We start from the raw sequence: 18,119 nt of genomic DNA, 5'->3' as shown, positions 1-18,119 counted from the left end.
GATTAAAAAAGAATATATCAAATTTGATTATAATACCCCACAAATACTATTATTGAAAGGATTTTGATGTTTAAAAAAATGTGTTTGAGCTTGCTGATGATAAGCGGTGTTTATGTGGGGGCAAAGGATTTGGATTTCAAGCTGGATTATCGCGCAACTGGGGGGAAACTCATGGGGAAAATGACGGACTCTAGTCTTTTAAGCATCACTTCTATGAACGATGAACCGGTGGTGATTAAAAATCTTATTGTCAATAGGGGAAATTCATGCGAAGCGACTAAAAAAGTAGAACCCAAATTTGGCGATAAGTTTAAAAAAGAAAAACTCTTTGATCATGAATTAAAGTATTCACAACAGATATTTTACCGCTTGGATTGCAAGCCTAACCAATTGTTAGAAGTTAAAATCATCACGGACAAGGGCGAGTATTACCACAAATTTTCCAAATAAAAATTTGGTTTTTGTTCTAATGGGGTGTTGGTGATAAAATTTAAAAACGCTAAAAACTTTTTTAATATCAAAAAGTTTGTTTAGCAAACGGTAATTTCTTGTAATGCGGTATTATGGGGTTAGGGGGGATTTAGTTGGGGGGTTAAAGGGATATTAAAGCGCAAAATATCCCCCTATCCCTTTAAAAGTTTGCCATAAAATAAAGCAACCAAAGCCCCCTTTTTTAAAAAAACAGACTAAAGAATATTAATTTCTATATTAGGTTCTCAATTGGTTGTTGGTTGAGTTTTTGGTTGAGACGCTACTAATCATTGGAAGAATTGTGTTCAAAAAAAATATAAAAAATAACAAAAGGATAAGTATAACCGACTATTATAATAGTCAGTTATTTATCTTATAAAATTAAAGAAAGTTATATAACCTAGCTCAGATAAGATAAATATTAAAGCGATAACTGGTCCACAATTATATAAGGAAAAAATATCATTATAGTAACTAGAATAGAGCCGAGATATTCAACGAATTATCCCATATCCTACTAAAAAAACCATCAGTATCGCCTTTAAATGCCATTATGGTAGCTCTAATAGCTGTTAATACTAACCCAATAATAACAATAGGTATTAAAATAACTACTAGCCCCTAATCCTTATCTGTCTTTTACTTTAAAATAATTTCTGCTATAAGAAATAAAATCCCTAAAGAAACCCCTTTTATGGAGTCCCTTTTTGGGCTTGCTCTAAAGCCATTTGCGCATGCTTGCAATCCTTTTTAAAAGACTTCGTGATAAAATTAACCTTAAGCGTCGAATCAAAGGCTTTGTGGCATTTTTCAAGCTTGTGATCACGCTCTTGCGGATCTTGCAAGTAATATTTCACTGAATGCACAAAACTGAAATGAAACTCCATAGGAGGGATACGGCTATCGGGCGTGCCTTCGCAAAAATCGCTGCAATAAGTGCTTTGCGACTTTAACCCCCCCAACACCATTAAAAATAAAAAAATTATCTTTTTCATCAATACTCCTTTTATCTTTTTTATCCGCCAAAATACACCAACGCTGAACCCCAAGTCAATCCCCCACCAAAAGCGTCTAAAAGCATTAAATCACCCTTTTTCAAGCGCCCCTCTTCATAAGCTTCACCCATAGCCATAGGGATACTGGCTGCTGAAGTGTTGCCGTATTTATGCACGGTTAAAACCACTTGCTCATCTTTAAAATCCAAATGCTCTCGCACCGCTTGAATGATCCTAAAATTAGCTTGATGCGGGATAAACAGACGCACATCTTCAGGTTTGAGAGCGTTTTTTTCTAAGATCATTTCCACATCTTTTAAAAGCGTTTTCACCGCTAGTTTAAACACTTCATTGCCTTTCATGCACAAAAAAGGCTCTAAAGCTTCTTCTTTAGCGTTAAAGGGCGTGGGTTTTAGAGTCCTTGGCGTATAAAGATAATTAGAAAAATTCCCATTCGCTGAAATCTGCACATCTAAAATGCTTTCTTTTAAACGCTTGGTTCTGCCTATCACGCACGCCCCAGCCCCATCGCCAAATAAAATACAAGTCCCCCTATCTTTAAAATCTAACACGCTGCTCGTTTTTTCTGCCCCCACAATCAGCACATTTTCGTACATCCCGCTCTCAACATAAGCCTTAGCCACCGATAATAAATAAATAAAACCCGTGCAAGCGGCTGAAATATCAAACGCCGGTTTGTTTTCAATGCCTAATTTCGCGCTCAACACGCAAGCGGTTGAAGGCATGGCTAAAAAATCAGGGCTTAAAGTCGCCACAACCACCAAATCAATGTCTTGTGGGGTTAAATGCGCTCTCTCTATGGCCTGTTTAGCCGCTATTACCCCTAAATCGCTGCTTTTTTCTTCATCGTTAGCGAAACGGCGTTCTTTGATACCAGTCCTTTTTTCTATCCACTCATCGCTGGTATCCAAAAATTGCTGAAACTCTGCATTTTTCACACACTCGCTTGGAACATGCATCGCAATGGATTTAAGAGAGGCGTAAAATTCCATTCAATCCCCTTAACATAGTCATCTTTAAGCGTCTTGCTGATCACTTTGATGTGCAGAAACGCTAGGCTTCAAGCTCTCAAACGCTTGGGCAATCCTCAAACAAACCTGACTTTCAACAGCGCTAATAGCCTGATAAATCGCGCATTCAACCGCTCTAGCGTTGCTCTTGCCATGGCTAATGATCACGCTTTTATTCACGCCTAAAAGCGGTGCTCCCCCATATTCAGCGTAATCGGTTTTTTGTTTTAAAATACCAAACGCATTCTTAAGCATCAAAGCCCCCATTTTAGATTTAAAAGAGCTTTTAATTTCATCTTTAAAAATAGAGCCTATTGCGCTAGCGACCCCTTCTGTTGTCTTTAAGACCACATTCCCCATAAAGCCATCGCAAACCACCACATCCACAACCCCTTTGAAAATATCGCTCCCCTCCACATTGCCATAAAAGAAGTCATAAGCTTTCAGCATTTTATGCGTTTCTTTAACGAGCATGTTTCCCTTAATATCTTCTTCGCCATTACTCAAAAGACCCACCTTAGGGCTGTCATAATACAACACGCTTTTAGCGTATTCATACCCCATAAGAGCAAAATCAATCAAATATTCAGGCTTGCAATCGGTGTTCGCTCCTGCGTCTAACAGCGCACTAGGGCGTTTGCCAACGCTAGGCATCAAAGTGCAAATAGCAGGCCTTTCAACCCCCTTGATGCGTCCTAAACGCAAGGTTGCTAAACCCATAGTCGCTCCGCTATGCCCCGCTGAAATCAAGGCGTCAGCCCCATTTTTTAAAATATCCATACCCAAGTAAATGGAAGATTCCTTACGCTTAATCGCCTCAGTGGCGGCTTCTTCCATTTTGATGTAATCTTGCGTGTGGATCATTTCCACTTTGCTGGCTAACTCTTTAGAAATAAAAGGGGTCGCTTTGTCTTTATCCCCCACTAAAACCGCACTAAAACTCTTATTCTCTAAAGCCCTTGAGACTCCCTCAATAATGGGTAAAACCCCATGGTCAGCCCCCATTAAATCTATTACAATCTTCATCATGCGTCCTTAAAAGGCTTGTTGCAATCCTTTAAAATACTTTCTATCACTAAAGATAGCTTTTATCTTAGTATTCTTTAGTAAATTTGTTAATATGGTGGGGGAGCTTCCAAGTGCCATCTTTGGCTTTCACAGGTTTAGCCAACTTAACGCTATAATGCGTACGCCTTTTTGCCGCTCTTGTCTTACTCACTCTTCTATCAGGTACTGCCATAAATTCTCCTTAATATCAATCTGCATAATGGTAGTCTAATTTAATAGACTCCACTTCAGAGCGTAAAATTTCGCTCAAATCAACAAAACCATTGAAAGATTCAATAACATCTAAATTATCAAAATCCAAACTTTGGCTTTGCGTATCCCACAACCCGTCTGAAATATGCAAAACCAACGACTCATCAAGGTTTTTTTTAAACTCTTTACCGCTTGTATCGCAAATAAGCATCAATTCACCTTTAAGGCGTGCTTTCAAGCGGAACAATTTCGCCCCCACTCGTGCGATTTCACCCTCTAAAACCACTCCCTCATGCTCTAAAGAAAACGCTTTAGGCGTATTAAAAGCGATTTTACGCATTTCAAATTGCATGCTTAATTAAAACGCCCTTAAATCTTAAAACTCTCTAGCGGCAAAAAAGAAAGCGATTTCATTGTGCGCGTTTTCCAAGCTATCGCTCCCATGCACCGCATTAGCGTCAATGCTCTCAGCAAAATCCGCTCTGATAGTACCTTTTTGGGCGAGTTTGGGATCAGTCGCTCCCATAAGCTCTCTGTTTTTAGCCACCGCATCTTTACCTTCTAAAACCATAACCACCACCGGACCACTCACCATAAACTCTATCAAATCTTTAAAAAAAGGCCTCTCTCTATGGATCGCATAAAAGTTTTCAGCGTCTTTAACGCTCAAATGCAAGCGTTTCATGGCCACCACTTCCAAGCCGTTACTCTCAAAGCGATCAATGATTTTGCCTACCACTTTTTTCTTAAGTGCATCCGGTTTAATAATAGACAGCGTTCTTTGTTTCAATTTAAACTCCTTGTGAATTGTTGATTATACAAAAATTTCTTAAAATATTACCCTTAAAATATTTTTTAACGCTTAAAGAACGCTTTAATCTCCTCAGCTTTGTTGGTTTTTTCCCAAGTGAATTCCTCTAATTCGCGCCCAAAATGCCCATAAGCCGAAGTGAGCGAATAAATGGGTCTTAACAAATCCAAGCTTTCAATAATGCCTTTTGGCGTGAGTTTGAAAACCGCTTTCACGCATTTTTCCAACTCCACGCTTGAATACTTGCTCGTGTTATGCGTGTTCACATAAATAGAAACCGGCTCCACAACCCCAATCGCATAAGCAAGCTGCACGGTCGCTTTATCGCAAACCCCACTCGCTACCAAATTTTTAGCCACATAGCGGGCCGCATAAGCCGCGCTCCTATCCACTTTGCTAGGGTCTTTCCCGCTAAACGCTCCCCCACCATGCGGGCAACTCCCCCCATAAGTATCCACGATGATTTTTCTACCCGTTAAGCCCGCATCGCCTTGCGGTCCACCGATAACGAATTTTCCTGTAGGATTGACAAAAAACTTGATATTGTCATGCAAATATTCTTTGGGTAAAACCTTATACACGATCTCTTCAATCACGGCTTCTTTTAAATGCTTTTGTGAAACTTCTGGGGAGTGTTGGGTGGAAATGACAATCGTATCAACGCTTACAGGCTTGTTGTTTTCATAACGCACGCTCACCTGAGACTTACCATCAGGCCTTAAAAAAGGCAAGGTGTTGTCTTTTCTTTTTTGAGCTAGAGCGAAAGCGAGCTGGTGCGCTAAATGAATGGGTAAAGGCATGAGCGTTTCAGTCTCTTTGCACGCATAACCAAACATAAGCCCTTGATCCCCTGCCCCAATCTCGCCATCTTCTCTATCCACGCCTTGATTAATATCAGGGCTTTGCTCGCCAATACCATTTAAAACCGCCGCGCTTCTATAATCAAAGCCATAAAGAGCATCTGTATAGCCAATCTTTTTAACCACTTCTCTTGCAATCTCTTGCATAGGGGCATAAACAGAAGTTTTTAACTCGCCAGTGATCATGCAAAACCCGTTAGAAACTAAAGTCTCGCATGCGACTTTGGCTTTTTGATCCCGATCAATAATATAATCTAAAACCGCATCGCTGATTTGATCAGCCATTTTGTCAGGATGCCCCTCGGTTACTGATTCAGAGGTGAAAAGAAAACTATCTTTCATTGATTGTCCTTATTAAAATAATCATTCGTATTCAAAATGGGCTTATTATAGCTTATTTCATTCTTTAAGACTTAAAAAACCCTTTAGCTTTTTGCAACAAACTTGTTTTTTGCTGTTTCCTGAAATTCGTTCGTAAATGAGCTAGGAAATGGTGCCATTCATGGATTTCCATAGCAGGAATCGCTCCGGCAAAATTAGTGTTAGGGGGCAAGTCTTTACCCACCGCGCTTTTACCCCCAATTTGAGTGAACTCACCCACATGCAAATGCCCCCCAATGCCCACTTGACCGCCAAAAACCACATTACGGCCTGTGGTTGTAGAGCCGCTCAAGCCCACTTGAGAAACGACGATGCTGTGCTCGCCTAAAACGCAATTATGCCCGATTTGAACCAGGTTATCAATCTTAACGCCCTCTTTAATCAAAGTCTCGCCAAACACCGCCCTATCAATCGCTGTGTTAGCGCCAATTTCCACATTTTTTTGAATCCTAACAATCCCCACATGCTCAATTTTGACATGCTCTCCTAAAGCGGTGTGCGCATAACCAAAGCCATCGCCTCCGATCACACTGCCCGCATGGATAATGACATTGTCTTCTAAAATCGTGTTTTGATACAAAATGACACGAGGATACAAAACGCAATTTTTACCGATTTTGACCCCATCAGCAATCACCACGCCCGGATAAATCAAAGAGTTTTCGCCAATTTCTACGCCCTCTCCAATCATAACATTAGGCATGATCGTTACTTTTTCAAAATGTTTAGGCTCGCTAACGCTTTGTGGGTTTTTAAAAAAAGGGATTTTAAAGGCATGCGAAGCTTTGGCAAAGGCTAAATGCGGGTTATCCACGATTAAAGCTTGTATGTGTTTTGGCACTTTAGAAGATTCTTTTTTACGGATAAATACCGCCCCGGCTTTTGAATCTTTTAAAAGTTTAAGGTAACGCGCTTGGTCAATATAGCTAATGTCATTAGGCGTGGCCTTATCCAATTCCGCTAAAGCATGCACTTCAAAATCGTTTGAAAATTCCGTTTCAATAGAATAGGCGCTTAACAATTCGCTTAATTTCATCAATACCCCTTATTGTTCTGCAAATCCCACAACAGCGTAGCTTTATTATCTTTTTCTTCCACGGCCCCCATGCCCATAACATGATAGCCAGCATCCACAAAATGCACTTCCCCACTCACCCCGCTAGACAAGCTAGAGAGCAAATACATCCCGGCATTGCCCACTTCTTCTAAACTCACATTTTTTCTTAAAGGGGCGTTGATTTCATTCCATTTTAAAATCATTCTAAAATCAGCGATCCCGCTAGAAGCGAGCGTCCTGATAGGCCCAGCTGATAGGGCATTCACCCTTATATGGTGTTTGCCTAAATCCACCGCTAAATAACGCACCGCACTCTCTAGGGCCGCTTTAGCCAACCCCATCACGTTGTAATGCGCCATGTATTTGGTGCTGCCCAAATAGCTTAAAGTCAAAACAGACGCTCCGTTATTCAATAAAGGTTTTAGAGTGTTTGTCAGCTCTATTAAAGAATAAACAGAAATTTCCATAGCGGTGTTAAACGCACTTTTAGAAGTTTCCAACAAGCTCCCCTCTAAAGCCTCTTTAGGGGCAAAGGCCACGCTATGAACGATAAAATCCAATGAGCCTAAATCCTGCTTAATATTATTGTATAGCGACTTGAAATGCTCTTCTTTGCCCACATCCAATTCATACACATAGGGGCTATTCAATTCCTGAGCGATAGGCCTCACGCGCTTTTCTAAGCTCTCATTCAAATAAGTGAAAGCCAAAGTAGCCCCTTGATTGAAACAAGATTGAGCGATCCCATAAGCGATGGATTTATTGTTTGCCACCCCTACAATAAGCCCTTTTTTACCTTTTAAAAATCCCATGATTTTCCTTTATAAAAATGAAATGACTGTTTTAAAATTTTCTAATTCCAAAGACGCGCTCCCGATCAATAAGCCATCCACGCTATCAATCCCTAAAATTTCTTTAGCGTTTTGCACATTCACGCTCCCCCCATACAACAAGGGCGTTTTTTGATTTAAAATTTGCTTTAAAAAACCATGCGTGAGGTAAATATCTTCTAAAGAAGCGCTTTTTTTGGTGCCAATCGCCCAAATAGGCTCATAAGCCACAATTAAATTGGAATAATTGAGATCGATAGTTTCTAATTGCTCGCTTAAAAATTCCTTTACAGCCACTAAACCCTTTTCTCTGGTCGTTAAATCTTCGCCAATACAATAAATAATTTTAAAATTTTTACTTTTAAAAAAATCAAACTTTTCTTTCAAAAAGCTAGGGCTTTCCTTTAAAAGCAATCGTCTCTCGCTATGCCCTATTAAAAGCGTGTTGATTTTGAGTTCTTCTAAATGCTTTAAAGTGATTTCACCGGTAAAAGCCCCACAATCTCTAGGGTAAGCGTTTTGCACTCCTAAAGTGAAATGCAAAAACGAATTAGGCAATAACCCCAAAAAATCAGGGAATACAAACACCCTATCAAAATGCTGCGGTTTTAAAGTCTTTTCTAATTCTTTCAAATACGCATGGCTTTTAAAAACAGGCATAGCGGATTTAAAATTAGCCATAGCAATTTTTGTCATTGAATGATCCTTATTTCATAGGTGGTAACTATCCCTTATTATATCTAATAGCGTTAAAAAATGTAAATTTTAAACAATAGCCCCTTTGAATTGCATTTTCTCTTAATTTAGGTTTTGTTTATAAGAAAAATTATTTCAAATGTAGTAGAATTAAGGCAGTGTTTTTGCGTCAAGCGATTCAGGTTAATTTTAGAGTTTTTAGGAGCAGTTTTTATGCAACAAGAAGAGATTATAGAGGGTTATTATGGCGCTAGCAAAGGGCTTAAAAAAAGCGGTATTTATGCTAAGCTGGATTTTTTACAGAGCGCTACAGGATTGATTTTAGCGCTCTTTATGATAGCGCACATGTTTTTGGTCTCAAGCATCTTAATTAGCGATGAAGCCATGTATAAAGTGGCGAAATTTTTTGAAGGGAGCTTGTTTTTAAAAGCAGGCGAGCCGGCTATTGTGAGCGTGGTTGCAGCAGGGATTATTTTTATTTTAGTCGCGCATGCTTTTTTGGCGCTAAGGAAATTCCCTATCAATTACAGGCAATACAAGGTTTTTAAAACCCACAAGCATTTGATGAAACATGGCGATACGAGCTTGTGGTTTATCCAGGCTTTAACCGGATTTGCGATGTTTTTCTTAGCGAGTATCCACTTGTTTGTCATGCTCACAGAGCCTGAAAGTATTGGGCCTCATGGCTCAAGCTATCGTTTTGTCACGCAAAACTTTTGGCTTTTGTATATTTTCTTATTGTTTGCCGTAGAATTGCATGGCTCTATTGGGTTGTATCGCTTAGCGATTAAATGGGGGTGGTTTAAGAATGTGAGCATTCAAGGCTTGAGAAAAGTCAAATGGGCGATGAGCGTGTTTTTCATTGTTTTAGGGCTTTGCACCTATGGGGCTTACATTAAAAAAGGTTTAGAAAATAAGGACAATGGCATTAAAACCATGCAAGAAGCCATAGAAGCTGATGGGAAATTCCACAAAGAATAAGGGTAGAAAATGAAAATAACATATTGTGATGCGCTAATTATTGGAGGCGGACTAGCTGGGTTAAGGGCTAGTATCGCATGCAAACAAAAGGGTTTAAACACCATCGTTTTAAGCCTAGTGCCTGTCAGGCGTTCGCACTCTGCAGCCGCTCAAGGGGGCATGCAAGCGAGCCTTGCGAACGCTAAAAAAAGCGAGGGCGATAATGAAGATTTGCACTTTTTAGACACGGTTAAGGGGAGCGATTGGGGGTGTGATCAGCAAGTGGCTAGAATGTTTGTAACCACTGCCCCTAAAGCCATTAGGGAATTGGCCAGTTGGGGGGTGCCTTGGACTAGGATTAAAAAGGGCGATAGGCCTGCGGTCGTCAATGGTGAGCATGTAACTATCACTGAAAGAGACGACAGGCATGGTTATATTCTAAGCCGTGATTTTGGCGGCACTAAAAAATGGCGCACATGCTTTACGGCTGATGCCACAGGGCATACCATGCTTTATGCGGTCGCTAATGAAGCCTTACACCACAAAGTGGATATTCAAGACAGAAAGGACATGCTCGCTTTCATCCATCATGATAATAAATGTTACGGGGCGGTGGTAAGGGATTTGATCACAGGCGAAATTTCAGCGTATGTTTCTAAAGGCACGCTTTTAGCTACCGGAGGTTATGGGCGCGTGTATAAACACACCACTAACGCCGTGATTTGCGATGGAGCTGGGGCTGCAAGTGCGTTAGAAACCGGCGTGGCTAAATTAGGGAATATGGAAGCGGTGCAATTCCACCCTACCGCTTTAGTGCCAAGCGGGATTTTAATGACTGAAGGTTGTAGGGGCGATGGAGGGGTTTTGAGAGACAAGTTTGGCAGACGCTTCATGCCCGCTTATGAGCCGGAGAAAAAAGAACTTGCGAGTCGGGATGTGGTTTCAAGGCGGATTTTAGAGCATATCCAAAAAGGCTATGGAGCCAAATCGCCTTATGGGGATCATGTGTGGCTGGATATTGCTATTTTAGGGCGTAACCATGTGGAAAAAAACTTGAGAGATGTGCGCGATATTGCCATGACTTTTGCGGGCATTGATCCGGCGGATAGCGAAGAGCAAACCAAAGACAACATGCAAGGAATGCCTACTAATGAGCCTGAATACGGGCAAGCGATGGCTAAGCAAAAAGGCTGGATCCCCATAAAGCCCATGCAACACTATTCTATGGGTGGGGTTAGGACAAACCCTAAAGGCGAAACCCATTTAAAAGGCTTGTTTTGCGCGGGCGAAGCGGCATGCTGGGATTTGCATGGGTTTAACCGCTTAGGGGGAAATTCTGTGAGTGAAGCGGTGGTCGCTGGCATGATCATAGGGGATTATTTCGCCTCGCATTGTTTAGAAGCGCAAATTGAAATCAACACGCAAAAAGTTGAAGCCTTCATTAAAGAAAGCCAGGATTATATGCATTTTTTATTGCATAATGAAGGCAAGGAAGATGTGTATGAAATCAGAGAACGCATGAAAGAAGTCATGGATGAAAAAGTGGGCGTTTTTAGAGAAGGCAAAAAATTAGAAGAAGCCCTTAAAGAATTGCAAGAGCTTTATGCACGCTCCAAAAACATTTGCGTGAAAAACAAGGTTTTACACAATAACCCTGAATTAGAAGACGCTTACCGCACCAAAAAAATGCTCAAACTCGCACTTTGCATCACTCAAGGAGCGTTACTGCGCACTGAAAGCAGAGGGGCTCACACAAGGATTGACTACCCTAAAAGAGACGATGAAAAATGGCTTAATCGGACTTTAGCGAGCTGGCCTAACGCTGAGCAAGACATGCCCACGATTGAATACGAAGAATTAGATGTGATGAAAATGGAAATCAGCCCTGATTTTAGGGGCTATGGCAAAAAGGGTAATTTCATCCCCCACCCCAAAAAAGAAGAGCGCGACGCTGAGATTTTGAAAACGATTTTAGAACTAGAAAAGCTTGGAAAAGACAGGATAGAAGTCCAGCATGCGCTCATGCCTTTTGAATTGCAAGAAAAATACAAAGCCAGGAACATGCGTTTAGAAGATGAAGAAGTCAGGGCTAGGGGGGAACATTTGTATTCTTTCAATGTCCATGATTTATTAGACCAACACAACGCTAATTTAAAAGGAGAACACCATGAGTGATAATGAACGAACGATTGTAATTAGAGTGTTAAAATTTGACCCTCAAAGCGCGGTGAGCAAGCCGCATTTTAAAGAGTATCAATTGAAAGAAACGCCATCCATGACGCTCTTTATCGCTTTAAACCTCATTAGAGAGCATCAAGATCCAGATTTGAGCTTTGATTTTGTGTGCCGCGCTGGGATTTGCGGCTCTTGCGCGATGATGGTTAATGGGAGACCGAGACTGGCTTGTAAAACCCTAACTTCTAGCTTTGAAAGCGGGGTGATTACGCTCATGCCCATGCCCAGTTTTACGCTCATTAAAGATTTGAGCGTGAATACGGGCGATTGGTTTTTAGATATGACTAAAAGGGTGGAAAGCTGGGCGCATTCTAAAGAAGAAGTGGATATTACTAAGCCGGAAAAAAGGATTGAGCCTGATGAAGCCCAAGAAGTCTTTGAACTAGACAGGTGCATTGAATGCGGGTGCTGTATCGCTTCTTGCGGGACTAAACTCATGCGCCCTAATTTCATTGGAGCTGCTGGTATGAACAGAGCCATGCGTTTCATGATTGACAGCCACGATGAAAGAAGCGATGATGATTTTTATGAGTTAGTGGGCGATGATGATGGTGTTTTTGGGTGCATGAGCCTGATCGCTTGCCATGACACTTGCCCTAAAGAATTACCCTTGCAGAGCAGTATCGCCGCTTTGCGTAACCGAATGTTGAAAGTGGGTAAAAGCCGCTAACTTCTTTTTAGTGGGTCGTTTTTGAAAATCTTTTTAGTCCTTTTAAGCGTCTTTTTTTTTAATGGGTGTTTTGGGTTAGTCTATAAGACTCCCATTTCAAGCCCCCCTATCTCTTATGATCCCTACACTACCACCATTGGGAGCTTGTACGCTAAAAATTTAAAAGAAAACCCTAACCATAGTGCAGCCATTCTTTTAGAAGATGGCTTTGATGCCTTATTGCACAGAGTGGGTCTTATCAGGATGAGCCAAAAAAGCATTGACATGCAAACTTATATTTATAAGAACGATCTTTCCTCTCAAGTGATCGCTAAAGAACTTTTAAATGCGGCCAATCGTGGGGTAAAAGTACGCATCCTTTTAGATGATAACGGATTGGATTCAGATTTTTCAGATATTATGCTTTTAAATTTCCATAAAAACATTGAAGTGAAAATTTTTAACCCCTACTATATCCGCAATAAAGGCTTGCGCTATTTTGAAATGCTTGCGGATTATGAGCGCATTAAAAAACGCATGCACAACAAGCTTTTCATCGTGGATAATTTCGCTGTCATTATAGGGGGTCGTAATATTGGGGACAATTATTTTGATAACGATTTAGACACGAATTTTTTAGATTTAGACGCTTTATTTTTTGGGGGGGTTGCTTCAAAGGCCAAAGAAAGTTTTGAACGCTATTGGCGATTCCACCGCTCTATTCCTGTTTCATTACTAAGAACCCACAAAAGACTCAAAAACAACGCTAAAGAAATCGCCAAACTCCATGAAAAAATCCCTATCAGCGCTGAAGACAAAAACCAGTTTGAAAAAAAAGTCAATGATTTTATAGAACGCTTCCAAAAATACCAATACCCCATTTATTATGGGAATGCCATTTTTTTAGCCGATTTGCCCAAAAAAATTGACACGCCCTTGTATTCGCCTATCAAAATCGCTTTTGAGAAAGCCCTTAAAAACGCTAAAGACTCCGTTTTTATCGCTTCATCGTATTTTATTCCAGGCAAAAAGATGATGAAAATCTTTAAAAATCAAATTTCTAAGGGGATTGAATTGAACATCCTTACCAATTCCCTTTCATCTACTGATGCGATAGTGGTCTATGGGGCGTGGGAAAGGTATCGCAACCAATTAGTGCGAATGGGCGCGAATGTCTATGAAATACGAAACGATTTTTTCAACCGCCAGATTAAAGGGCGCTTTAGCACCAAACATTCCTTACACGGCAAGACGATTGTTTTTGATGACAATTTGACGCTTCTAGGGAGTTTCAATATTGATCCGCGCTCTGCATACATCAACACTGAAAGCGCGGTCTTGTTTGACAACCCGTCTTTTGCTAAAAGGGTGCGTTTGTCGCTTAAAGATCATGCCCAACAATCATGGCATTTGGTGGTGTATCGGCATAGGGTTATTTGGGAAGCGGTGGAAGAAGGGATTTTAATCCATGAAAAAACTTCGCCTGATGCGTCCTTCTTTTTACGCTTGATTAAAGAATGGTCTAAAGTCCTTCCTGAAAGAGAGCTTTAAAACTTTTAATGCCCTTTATTTTGCGAAAAAGCGATGTTATTGGTAACGGCGGCTAAAAGCGCTGAACACACAAACACCAAATGAATCACCACTTGCCAAAAAATGGGGTTATGCGATAGGGGCGCATCCTTAGGAATGCTGGATAAAACATCTTCTAAACTCATGTAGCGTTTGAGCAAGAAAATCGCCGAAATGGCTACAATGGAGAGTGAAACCTTTAATTTTAAAGCGTTAAAATCCGTGTGCTTTAGCCAAGTGATTTCACTGGCATCCACCTTGTCTAATTTAGAAACAAAGCTTTCATAACTGGCGAGCAACACCATTAAAACAAGCCCGGCCATAAACAACAAATCCACTAATCCTAAGGCTGATAAAACCAAATCCGTTTCGCTGATCGTGTCTAGGTGGCTTAGCATGTGCCACAACTCTTTCATGAACACATAGCCTAAAACCACCAACACTAACGACATGGCAATGCATAAAGGGGCTAGCAACCAACGAGTGGCAAACAACACTCTTTCAATCAATTTTTCTAACATGTTCAAACTCTTTTTTAAGGATTATGTCTTTTTTAAACCCTTGATTATAGCTAATAGAACGCCTTGATGGAGTGAAATTTCAAGCCATTCTTATGGTATTTATGGTATAAATTTGACTGCTGCATGCAACAAAGGAGAAGTGAATGAAAACCACTATTAAAAGAGATCTTTCAAGCGGAAGGATACAGCATCCCCAACTATCAGAGGGATTACGCTTAGAAAGACAAAAACTTTAGGGATCTGTGAGAAGACCTAGAAGAAGCGATAGTCAACAAAAAGGGTCAAGGGCATTTTATAGGCACCATGGTTGTCGCTAAGAATGAAGACAACAAAAAATTGTATGACACGGCCAGCAACGAACGACCACCATCTTCATGCTCTTGCATGTCTTGGCGAACGATCAAAATGAGAAAGACAAGCAAGAGACAAGAAAATATCTATACCAAAAGGGGGAATTAAAATTAGAAGTCGCCCCTTAAAAACCAAAGCTTCTTCAAAGCGCTCTTGGAAGCGGCAGAAAAGGGGAATATCAGCCATTGTGAAAAAGATGCAGACACCTTAGGGTAAGCAAAATCTCTTTGAGGTTTTGAAGGCCATCTTGGACAAAGTCAGCAAATTGAGTGAAGAAGAAGTGAATGAGCGTTTAGAGGCACTGTTGGAAATGGTTTTGATGCGGCTTGAAGAGCCCGATCCTAGAAGAGCCATCAGAACCTTTCAGAGCGTGAATGACAGAGGCGTGCCTCTCCTCTTGCTAGACAAACTAAAATCCCTCCTCATCTATTACTCCAACACTTTTTGCGATGGGAAAAGGGGGCTAGACCAGTTCATCAACGATCATTTTGGAGAGATCTTTAAGATCTTTGCCAAGATCAAAAAGAGCAACCACATCTCCAGCGTTGGAGGCCCAAAGTTTGATGAAGGCGATATCTTCCGTTACCACGCAGGGAGTCAAAAATTTGATGGGATCGGGTTTTTAGGGCACTACAAAACAAGCACAGAAGACACATACGAACAACTCAAGGATAAGTTAAAAGAAGTTAGAAAAAGCAAGTTGAAAAATTTCATCCAATCCTATGTCAGCGATTTGAAAAATTTCTATCAGGCTTTCCTTGATCTATTGAGCGAGATTGACACCAACCCAACCACCTTTAAGGTCATGCTCATCAACACGATCAACCCGTTTTTTTTCAATTCGCTCATCCGCCTGAAAATCAACAACGAGCTAGACGATGTAACGCTGAGACTCTTTGCCAAAACCTATATCTTGCTTTCCAAAGGTCGCAAAGGAGCGGATTCAGTGGCTTATAATCTGATTGAGGAGTATCTTGAAAAGGGCAAAGAGGGATTGAAAAGCAAGATGATCGCCCAATGCAGAAAAGATATAGAGTCGGCTTCTTGGCAGTCTGTAAACAACGCATCCAACTCATCATGCTTCCACTATGTCTTCTTTGAAAAGAACTGCCAGGAAGATGGGTCTTGCCGATCTCAAAAAATTGATCCCTGGGAAGCAATTCTCCCAAGAAAAAGAGCACATCATCCCCACCAATTTATTAGAACAGAGATCCAACAATAAGATCAGAGATCTTGGTTTTGAAAGCAAGAAAGATCTCGAAGATTATATTGACACATACGGCAACCTCATCTCCCTAGAAAAACCGCTCAATAGTAAAGCAAAAGATGAGAATCTGTATGAAAAAGATGAAATCTACAAAAGTAGTGAGATCCCTTTCAACAGGCGCTTTAATGCAAAAGGTTTCAACAAAAAGGTTTTGATAGAAAGGAATGATGAAATGGAAAAATGGCTGATCAACACCTTTTTTAAGGATTTCGCCACCCACTAAGCGTGAGATTAAAGAAGCGTGAGCACGCTTGCTCTCTTGCTTCTAGCCCCACCATCGCACCCATAAAGCTAGTTTCAAACCGCTCTCTTCTTTGGAGAGTTATGGGTTATCAAACAGCAAGCAATAATTTTACAAAATTTAAACGCTTCGTAGTTTTCAAACAACAAACAAATACTTTTAACGAATGAATGCTCTTTAAGGCTGAATTCAAACGCAAGAATTATCTGAATTCCTCAAAGACCAAATAGGTATATTGATCAAAAAAATCTGCTTATCTTGATTCTCTGTTAAAATTATCCGAGCCGATGGAGTAAGCTACCCCATCGTTTTGGCGCTTGGGCGATCCGTTAAAAACGCCCAAGAAAAAATAAGAATTTTTAGCCCAAACCCCTACCGCACTTCTATGACAACCGGTTTAGTCATCTTTTTGCTGACTTCATCAGCATGCATTAAGGCTTCTTGCTTGCTCTTATAAGGGCCTATAAGGTAGCGTTTAGTAGCCCCCCTATCTTCAATTTTATGGGGGAATTGATTAAACTCTTGTAAAAAGGCTTTGTTGGGCGTGTGTGCAAAAACCCCCACTTGCAAATAATGCCCTTTAGTAAGATTGGTTTTAGAATTAGCTTTCTTAGAAACTTCTTTATGGGCTTCTTTTTTAACTTTAGGCTCTTTTTTAGCTGCATGCTTAACTTTATCTTTATGCGCTTCTTTATCTTTTGGCGCTACTTTAGGCTTTTTATGGGGGGTTTCTTTTTTAGCCATAGCCTGAGATTCTTTTTGAGTGCTCATGGGAATAGACTCAACAGCTTTTAATTCTTTTTGAGATTCTTGTCTTTCTTCTGTTGTTTTCATCTCCGTTTGAGTTTGATCGGTTTGAACGGGCATGTTAAACGCATCATTTTCTTGTTTTTTAACATTATCCGCCACTTTGTCTAACTTGTCTTCTTGTTTGGGAGAATCCATATTCAAGCTTTCAAACTCATCGTCTTTTTTCTCGTCTTTAGTGTTGCCTATTTTTTGCATGCCACTATCGGTTTGTAAAAAAGTCTCTTTAGGAGCGACTCTCGTGCTTTTCCAAAACACCATTAAAAGCACCGCTAAAATGATAATAGCTATAGCCACGATCAAAAACACCTTTTTAGTGCCGCCCCCATTATTTTCTTCTTCTAAGATCACTTCATTCAGTCTTTCTTTTTCTGACATCAAAAATCCTTTCAAAAATGGTTATAAATGCTTCGCCCAAGAGCTCCCGCGCTCTTTTGCAAACACCTCATAAGGTAAAGCTAAAATATTAAATTCCTTAGGCCATTCATTGCTAGGGAAAACCCTCCATTCTTTAGGCAACCCTTGTGCTAATTTCATAGACAAAGTTTTAACCAGCCTTTCACCCTCGCCTAATTCCGTATGCCCCTTATGCACATACAAATGCAAATGCCCTGGCGTCTTCGTGTTATAAGCGGTAAAATTCATAAAACCTTCCTCACGAAGCAATAACTGCGCCTTATGATAAAAACGCTCCGGGTTCCTCCCGTTATAATCAAACACAATGTTTTCCACCTTATCGTTACGCAAGATGAGATTGTGCGCGATTTCTATTTCTTTTTTCAAATGCTTTTGAATGAGCGAGCTTGTAAGCATGGCATTCACTCTTTGGAATTTATTATAGAAGCAACGCCCCGCATAATCAATTCTCTCCCCCAAGCCTGGTTTTTTTTCAAAATAATGGCTTGTGTCTATCTTAATGAGCTTTAATTCCATTTCTGTCATCTTGTTTTTAGTCTTGCTCTTTAGCTGGATGGGGCTTTCTCAAGTCGTGCGCACGGAGTTTTTAAAAGCAAGGAATATGGACTACACCAAAGCCGCTAGAGCGCTTGGGGGGAATGATTTAAAAATCATTTTCTACCATGTTTTACCCAACGCTTTAGTGGCAACGATCACTTATGTGCCGTTTT

General features: G+C 40.5%; 18 protein-coding genes and 2 pseudogenes. 7 read left to right on the top strand and 13 right to left on the bottom strand.

Going from position 1 to position 18,119, the window contains the following annotated elements:
- Positions 1-66 precede the first annotated feature (66 nt).
- Positions 67-450 (top strand): hypothetical protein, encoded by a 384-nt coding sequence (locus tag BZK24_RS03100; RefSeq protein ID WP_000473924.1) that lies wholly within the window; start codon positions 67-69, stop codon positions 448-450.
- A gap of 713 nt (positions 451-1,163) precedes the next feature.
- On the opposite strand, the gene BZK24_RS03095 is transcribed toward BZK24_RS03100, so the two are convergent.
- The 10 genes from BZK24_RS03095 to BZK24_RS03050 all read right to left on the bottom strand — a co-directional run bounded on the left by BZK24_RS03095 (position 1,164) and on the right by BZK24_RS03050 (position 8,392).
- A complete protein-coding gene (locus BZK24_RS03095; protein ID WP_077656539.1) occupies positions 1,164-1,466 on the bottom strand; it encodes a hypothetical protein in 303 nt (100 codons plus the stop codon).
- A 20-nt stretch (positions 1,467-1,486) separates the two neighbouring features.
- Positions 1,487-2,479: a ketoacyl-ACP synthase III gene (locus BZK24_RS03090; protein ID WP_077656538.1), complete on the bottom strand. Its 993-nt coding sequence runs from the start codon at positions 2,477-2,479 to the stop codon at positions 1,487-1,489.
- 24 nt (positions 2,480-2,503) lie between these two features.
- A complete protein-coding gene (gene plsX / locus BZK24_RS03085; protein ID WP_171972384.1) occupies positions 2,504-3,523 on the bottom strand; it encodes a phosphate acyltransferase PlsX in 1,020 nt (339 codons plus the stop codon).
- 67 nt (positions 3,524-3,590) lie between these two features.
- Positions 3,591-3,737: a 50S ribosomal protein L32 gene (gene rpmF / locus BZK24_RS03080; protein ID WP_000290431.1), complete on the bottom strand. Its 147-nt coding sequence runs from the start codon at positions 3,735-3,737 to the stop codon at positions 3,591-3,593.
- A 15-nt stretch (positions 3,738-3,752) separates the two neighbouring features.
- Positions 3,753-4,109 (bottom strand): DUF177 domain-containing protein, encoded by a 357-nt coding sequence (locus BZK24_RS03075; protein ID WP_077656536.1) that lies wholly within the window; start codon positions 4,107-4,109, stop codon positions 3,753-3,755.
- Between the two features lie 24 nt (positions 4,110-4,133).
- Positions 4,134-4,547, bottom strand: coding sequence for a nucleoside-diphosphate kinase (gene ndk, locus BZK24_RS03070; protein WP_000813752.1), 414 nt, complete (start codon positions 4,545-4,547; stop codon positions 4,134-4,136).
- Positions 4,548-4,612: 65 nt separating this feature from the next.
- Positions 4,613-5,770, bottom strand: coding sequence for a methionine adenosyltransferase (metK, locus tag BZK24_RS03065; protein ID WP_077656535.1), 1,158 nt, complete (start codon positions 5,768-5,770; stop codon positions 4,613-4,615).
- 64 nt (positions 5,771-5,834) lie between these two features.
- On the bottom strand, positions 5,835-6,845 hold the full coding sequence (lpxD, locus tag BZK24_RS03060) for a UDP-3-O-(3-hydroxymyristoyl)glucosamine N-acyltransferase (protein WP_077656534.1): 1,011 nt from the start codon (positions 6,843-6,845) through the stop codon (positions 5,835-5,837).
- Positions 6,845-7,678: an enoyl-ACP reductase FabI gene (gene fabI / locus BZK24_RS03055; RefSeq protein WP_077656533.1), complete on the bottom strand. Its 834-nt coding sequence runs from the start codon at positions 7,676-7,678 to the stop codon at positions 6,845-6,847. The genes lpxD and fabI overlap by 1 nt, the downstream gene beginning before the upstream one ends.
- Before the next feature lie 9 nt (positions 7,679-7,687).
- Entirely contained in the window at positions 7,688-8,392 is a 705-nt protein-coding gene (locus BZK24_RS03050; RefSeq protein ID WP_077656532.1) for a triose-phosphate isomerase, read from the bottom strand.
- Between the two features lie 213 nt (positions 8,393-8,605).
- Between BZK24_RS03050 and BZK24_RS03045 the strand changes: the two genes are divergently transcribed.
- The 4 genes from BZK24_RS03045 to clsC are packed head-to-tail and all read left to right on the top strand — an operon-like array spanning position 8,606 to position 13,787.
- On the top strand, positions 8,606-9,373 hold the full coding sequence (locus BZK24_RS03045; protein ID WP_077656531.1) for a fumarate reductase cytochrome b subunit: 768 nt from the start codon (positions 8,606-8,608) through the stop codon (positions 9,371-9,373).
- A gap of 9 nt (positions 9,374-9,382) precedes the next feature.
- Positions 9,383-11,527 carry a fumarate reductase flavoprotein subunit gene (locus tag BZK24_RS03040; protein ID WP_024368856.1) on the top strand — a complete coding sequence of 715 codons (2,145 nt, stop codon included), beginning with the start codon at positions 9,383-9,385 and terminating at the stop codon, positions 11,525-11,527.
- Positions 11,520-12,257, top strand: a complete 738-nt coding sequence (locus tag BZK24_RS03035; RefSeq protein WP_001282402.1) for a fumarate reductase iron-sulfur subunit — start codon at positions 11,520-11,522, stop codon at positions 12,255-12,257. Before BZK24_RS03040 ends, BZK24_RS03035 begins: the two co-directional genes overlap by 8 nt.
- 21 nt (positions 12,258-12,278) lie before the next feature.
- The gene (gene clsC / locus BZK24_RS03030) at positions 12,279-13,787 is read left to right on the top strand and encodes a cardiolipin synthase ClsC (protein WP_077656530.1); all 1,509 of its coding nucleotides are present in this window, start codon (positions 12,279-12,281) and stop codon (positions 13,785-13,787) included.
- A 5-nt stretch (positions 13,788-13,792) separates the two neighbouring features.
- Here the strand turns inward: clsC and BZK24_RS03025 are convergent, their stop codons facing one another.
- Positions 13,793-14,326, bottom strand: a complete 534-nt coding sequence (locus BZK24_RS03025; RefSeq protein WP_000890441.1) for a TIGR00645 family protein — start codon at positions 14,324-14,326, stop codon at positions 13,793-13,795.
- Between the two features lie 303 nt (positions 14,327-14,629).
- Between BZK24_RS03025 and BZK24_RS03015 the strand changes: the two are divergent.
- Positions 14,630-16,167: pseudogene (locus BZK24_RS03015) on the top strand (GmrSD restriction endonuclease domain-containing protein).
- 390 nt (positions 16,168-16,557) lie between these two features.
- Here BZK24_RS03015 and BZK24_RS03005 read toward each other — a convergent pair.
- Together BZK24_RS03005 and BZK24_RS03000 are read right to left on the bottom strand one after the other, a co-directional pair.
- The gene (locus tag BZK24_RS03005; RefSeq protein ID WP_077656529.1) at positions 16,558-17,370 is read right to left on the bottom strand and encodes a hypothetical protein; all 813 of its coding nucleotides are present in this window, start codon (positions 17,368-17,370) and stop codon (positions 16,558-16,560) included.
- 21 nt (positions 17,371-17,391) lie between these two features.
- Positions 17,392-17,934, bottom strand: coding sequence for a DUF1882 domain-containing protein (locus tag BZK24_RS03000; RefSeq protein ID WP_077656528.1), 543 nt, complete (start codon positions 17,932-17,934; stop codon positions 17,392-17,394).
- On the opposite strand from BZK24_RS03000, the pseudogene BZK24_RS02995 reads away from it, so the two are divergent.
- Positions 17,909-18,119, top strand: a pseudogene (locus tag BZK24_RS02995) (ABC transporter permease subunit); the annotation flags it as partial. The gene BZK24_RS03000 and the pseudogene BZK24_RS02995 sit on opposite strands and share 26 nt — an antisense overlap.

This window comes from Helicobacter pylori, assembly GCF_001998165.1.
GTDB lineage: Bacteria > Campylobacterota > Campylobacteria > Campylobacterales > Helicobacteraceae > Helicobacter > Helicobacter pylori_DL.
This window is presented reverse-complemented; position numbering and strand designations above follow the sequence as displayed.

What these genes read in the sequence shown, in the direction of transcription:
- BZK24_RS03100 (WP_000473924.1), top strand. Translation starts at nt 67, where the DNA reads ATGTTTAAAAAAATGTGTTTGAGCTTGCTGATGATAAGCGGTGTTTAT.
- BZK24_RS03095 (WP_077656539.1), bottom strand. Translation starts at nt 1,466, where the DNA reads ATGAAAAAGATAATTTTTTTATTTTTAATGGTGTTGGGGGGGTTAAAG.
- BZK24_RS03090 (WP_077656538.1), bottom strand. Translation starts at nt 2,479, where the DNA reads ATGGAATTTTACGCCTCTCTTAAATCCATTGCGATGCATGTTCCAAGC.
- plsX (WP_171972384.1), bottom strand. Translation starts at nt 3,523, where the DNA reads ATGAAGATTGTAATAGATTTAATGGGGGCTGACCATGGGGTTTTACCC.
- rpmF (WP_000290431.1), bottom strand. Translation starts at nt 3,737, where the DNA reads ATGGCAGTACCTGATAGAAGAGTGAGTAAGACAAGAGCGGCAAAAAGG.
- BZK24_RS03075 (WP_077656536.1), bottom strand. Translation starts at nt 4,109, where the DNA reads ATGCAATTTGAAATGCGTAAAATCGCTTTTAATACGCCTAAAGCGTTT.
- metK (WP_077656535.1), bottom strand. Translation starts at nt 5,770, where the DNA reads ATGAAAGATAGTTTTCTTTTCACCTCTGAATCAGTAACCGAGGGGCAT.
- lpxD (WP_077656534.1), bottom strand. Translation starts at nt 6,845, where the DNA reads ATGAAATTAAGCGAATTGTTAAGCGCCTATTCTATTGAAACGGAATTT.
- fabI (WP_077656533.1), bottom strand. Translation starts at nt 7,678, where the DNA reads ATGGGATTTTTAAAAGGTAAAAAAGGGCTTATTGTAGGGGTGGCAAAC.
- BZK24_RS03050 (WP_077656532.1), bottom strand. Translation starts at nt 8,392, where the DNA reads ATGACAAAAATTGCTATGGCTAATTTTAAATCCGCTATGCCTGTTTTT.
- BZK24_RS03045 (WP_077656531.1), top strand. Translation starts at nt 8,606, where the DNA reads ATGCAACAAGAAGAGATTATAGAGGGTTATTATGGCGCTAGCAAAGGG.
- BZK24_RS03040 (WP_024368856.1), top strand. Translation starts at nt 9,383, where the DNA reads ATGAAAATAACATATTGTGATGCGCTAATTATTGGAGGCGGACTAGCT.
- BZK24_RS03035 (WP_001282402.1), top strand. Translation starts at nt 11,520, where the DNA reads ATGAGTGATAATGAACGAACGATTGTAATTAGAGTGTTAAAATTTGAC.
- BZK24_RS03025 (WP_000890441.1), bottom strand. Translation starts at nt 14,326, where the DNA reads ATGTTAGAAAAATTGATTGAAAGAGTGTTGTTTGCCACTCGTTGGTTG.
- BZK24_RS03005 (WP_077656529.1), bottom strand. Translation starts at nt 17,370, where the DNA reads ATGTCAGAAAAAGAAAGACTGAATGAAGTGATCTTAGAAGAAGAAAAT.
- BZK24_RS03000 (WP_077656528.1), bottom strand. Translation starts at nt 17,934, where the DNA reads ATGACAGAAATGGAATTAAAGCTCATTAAGATAGACACAAGCCATTAT.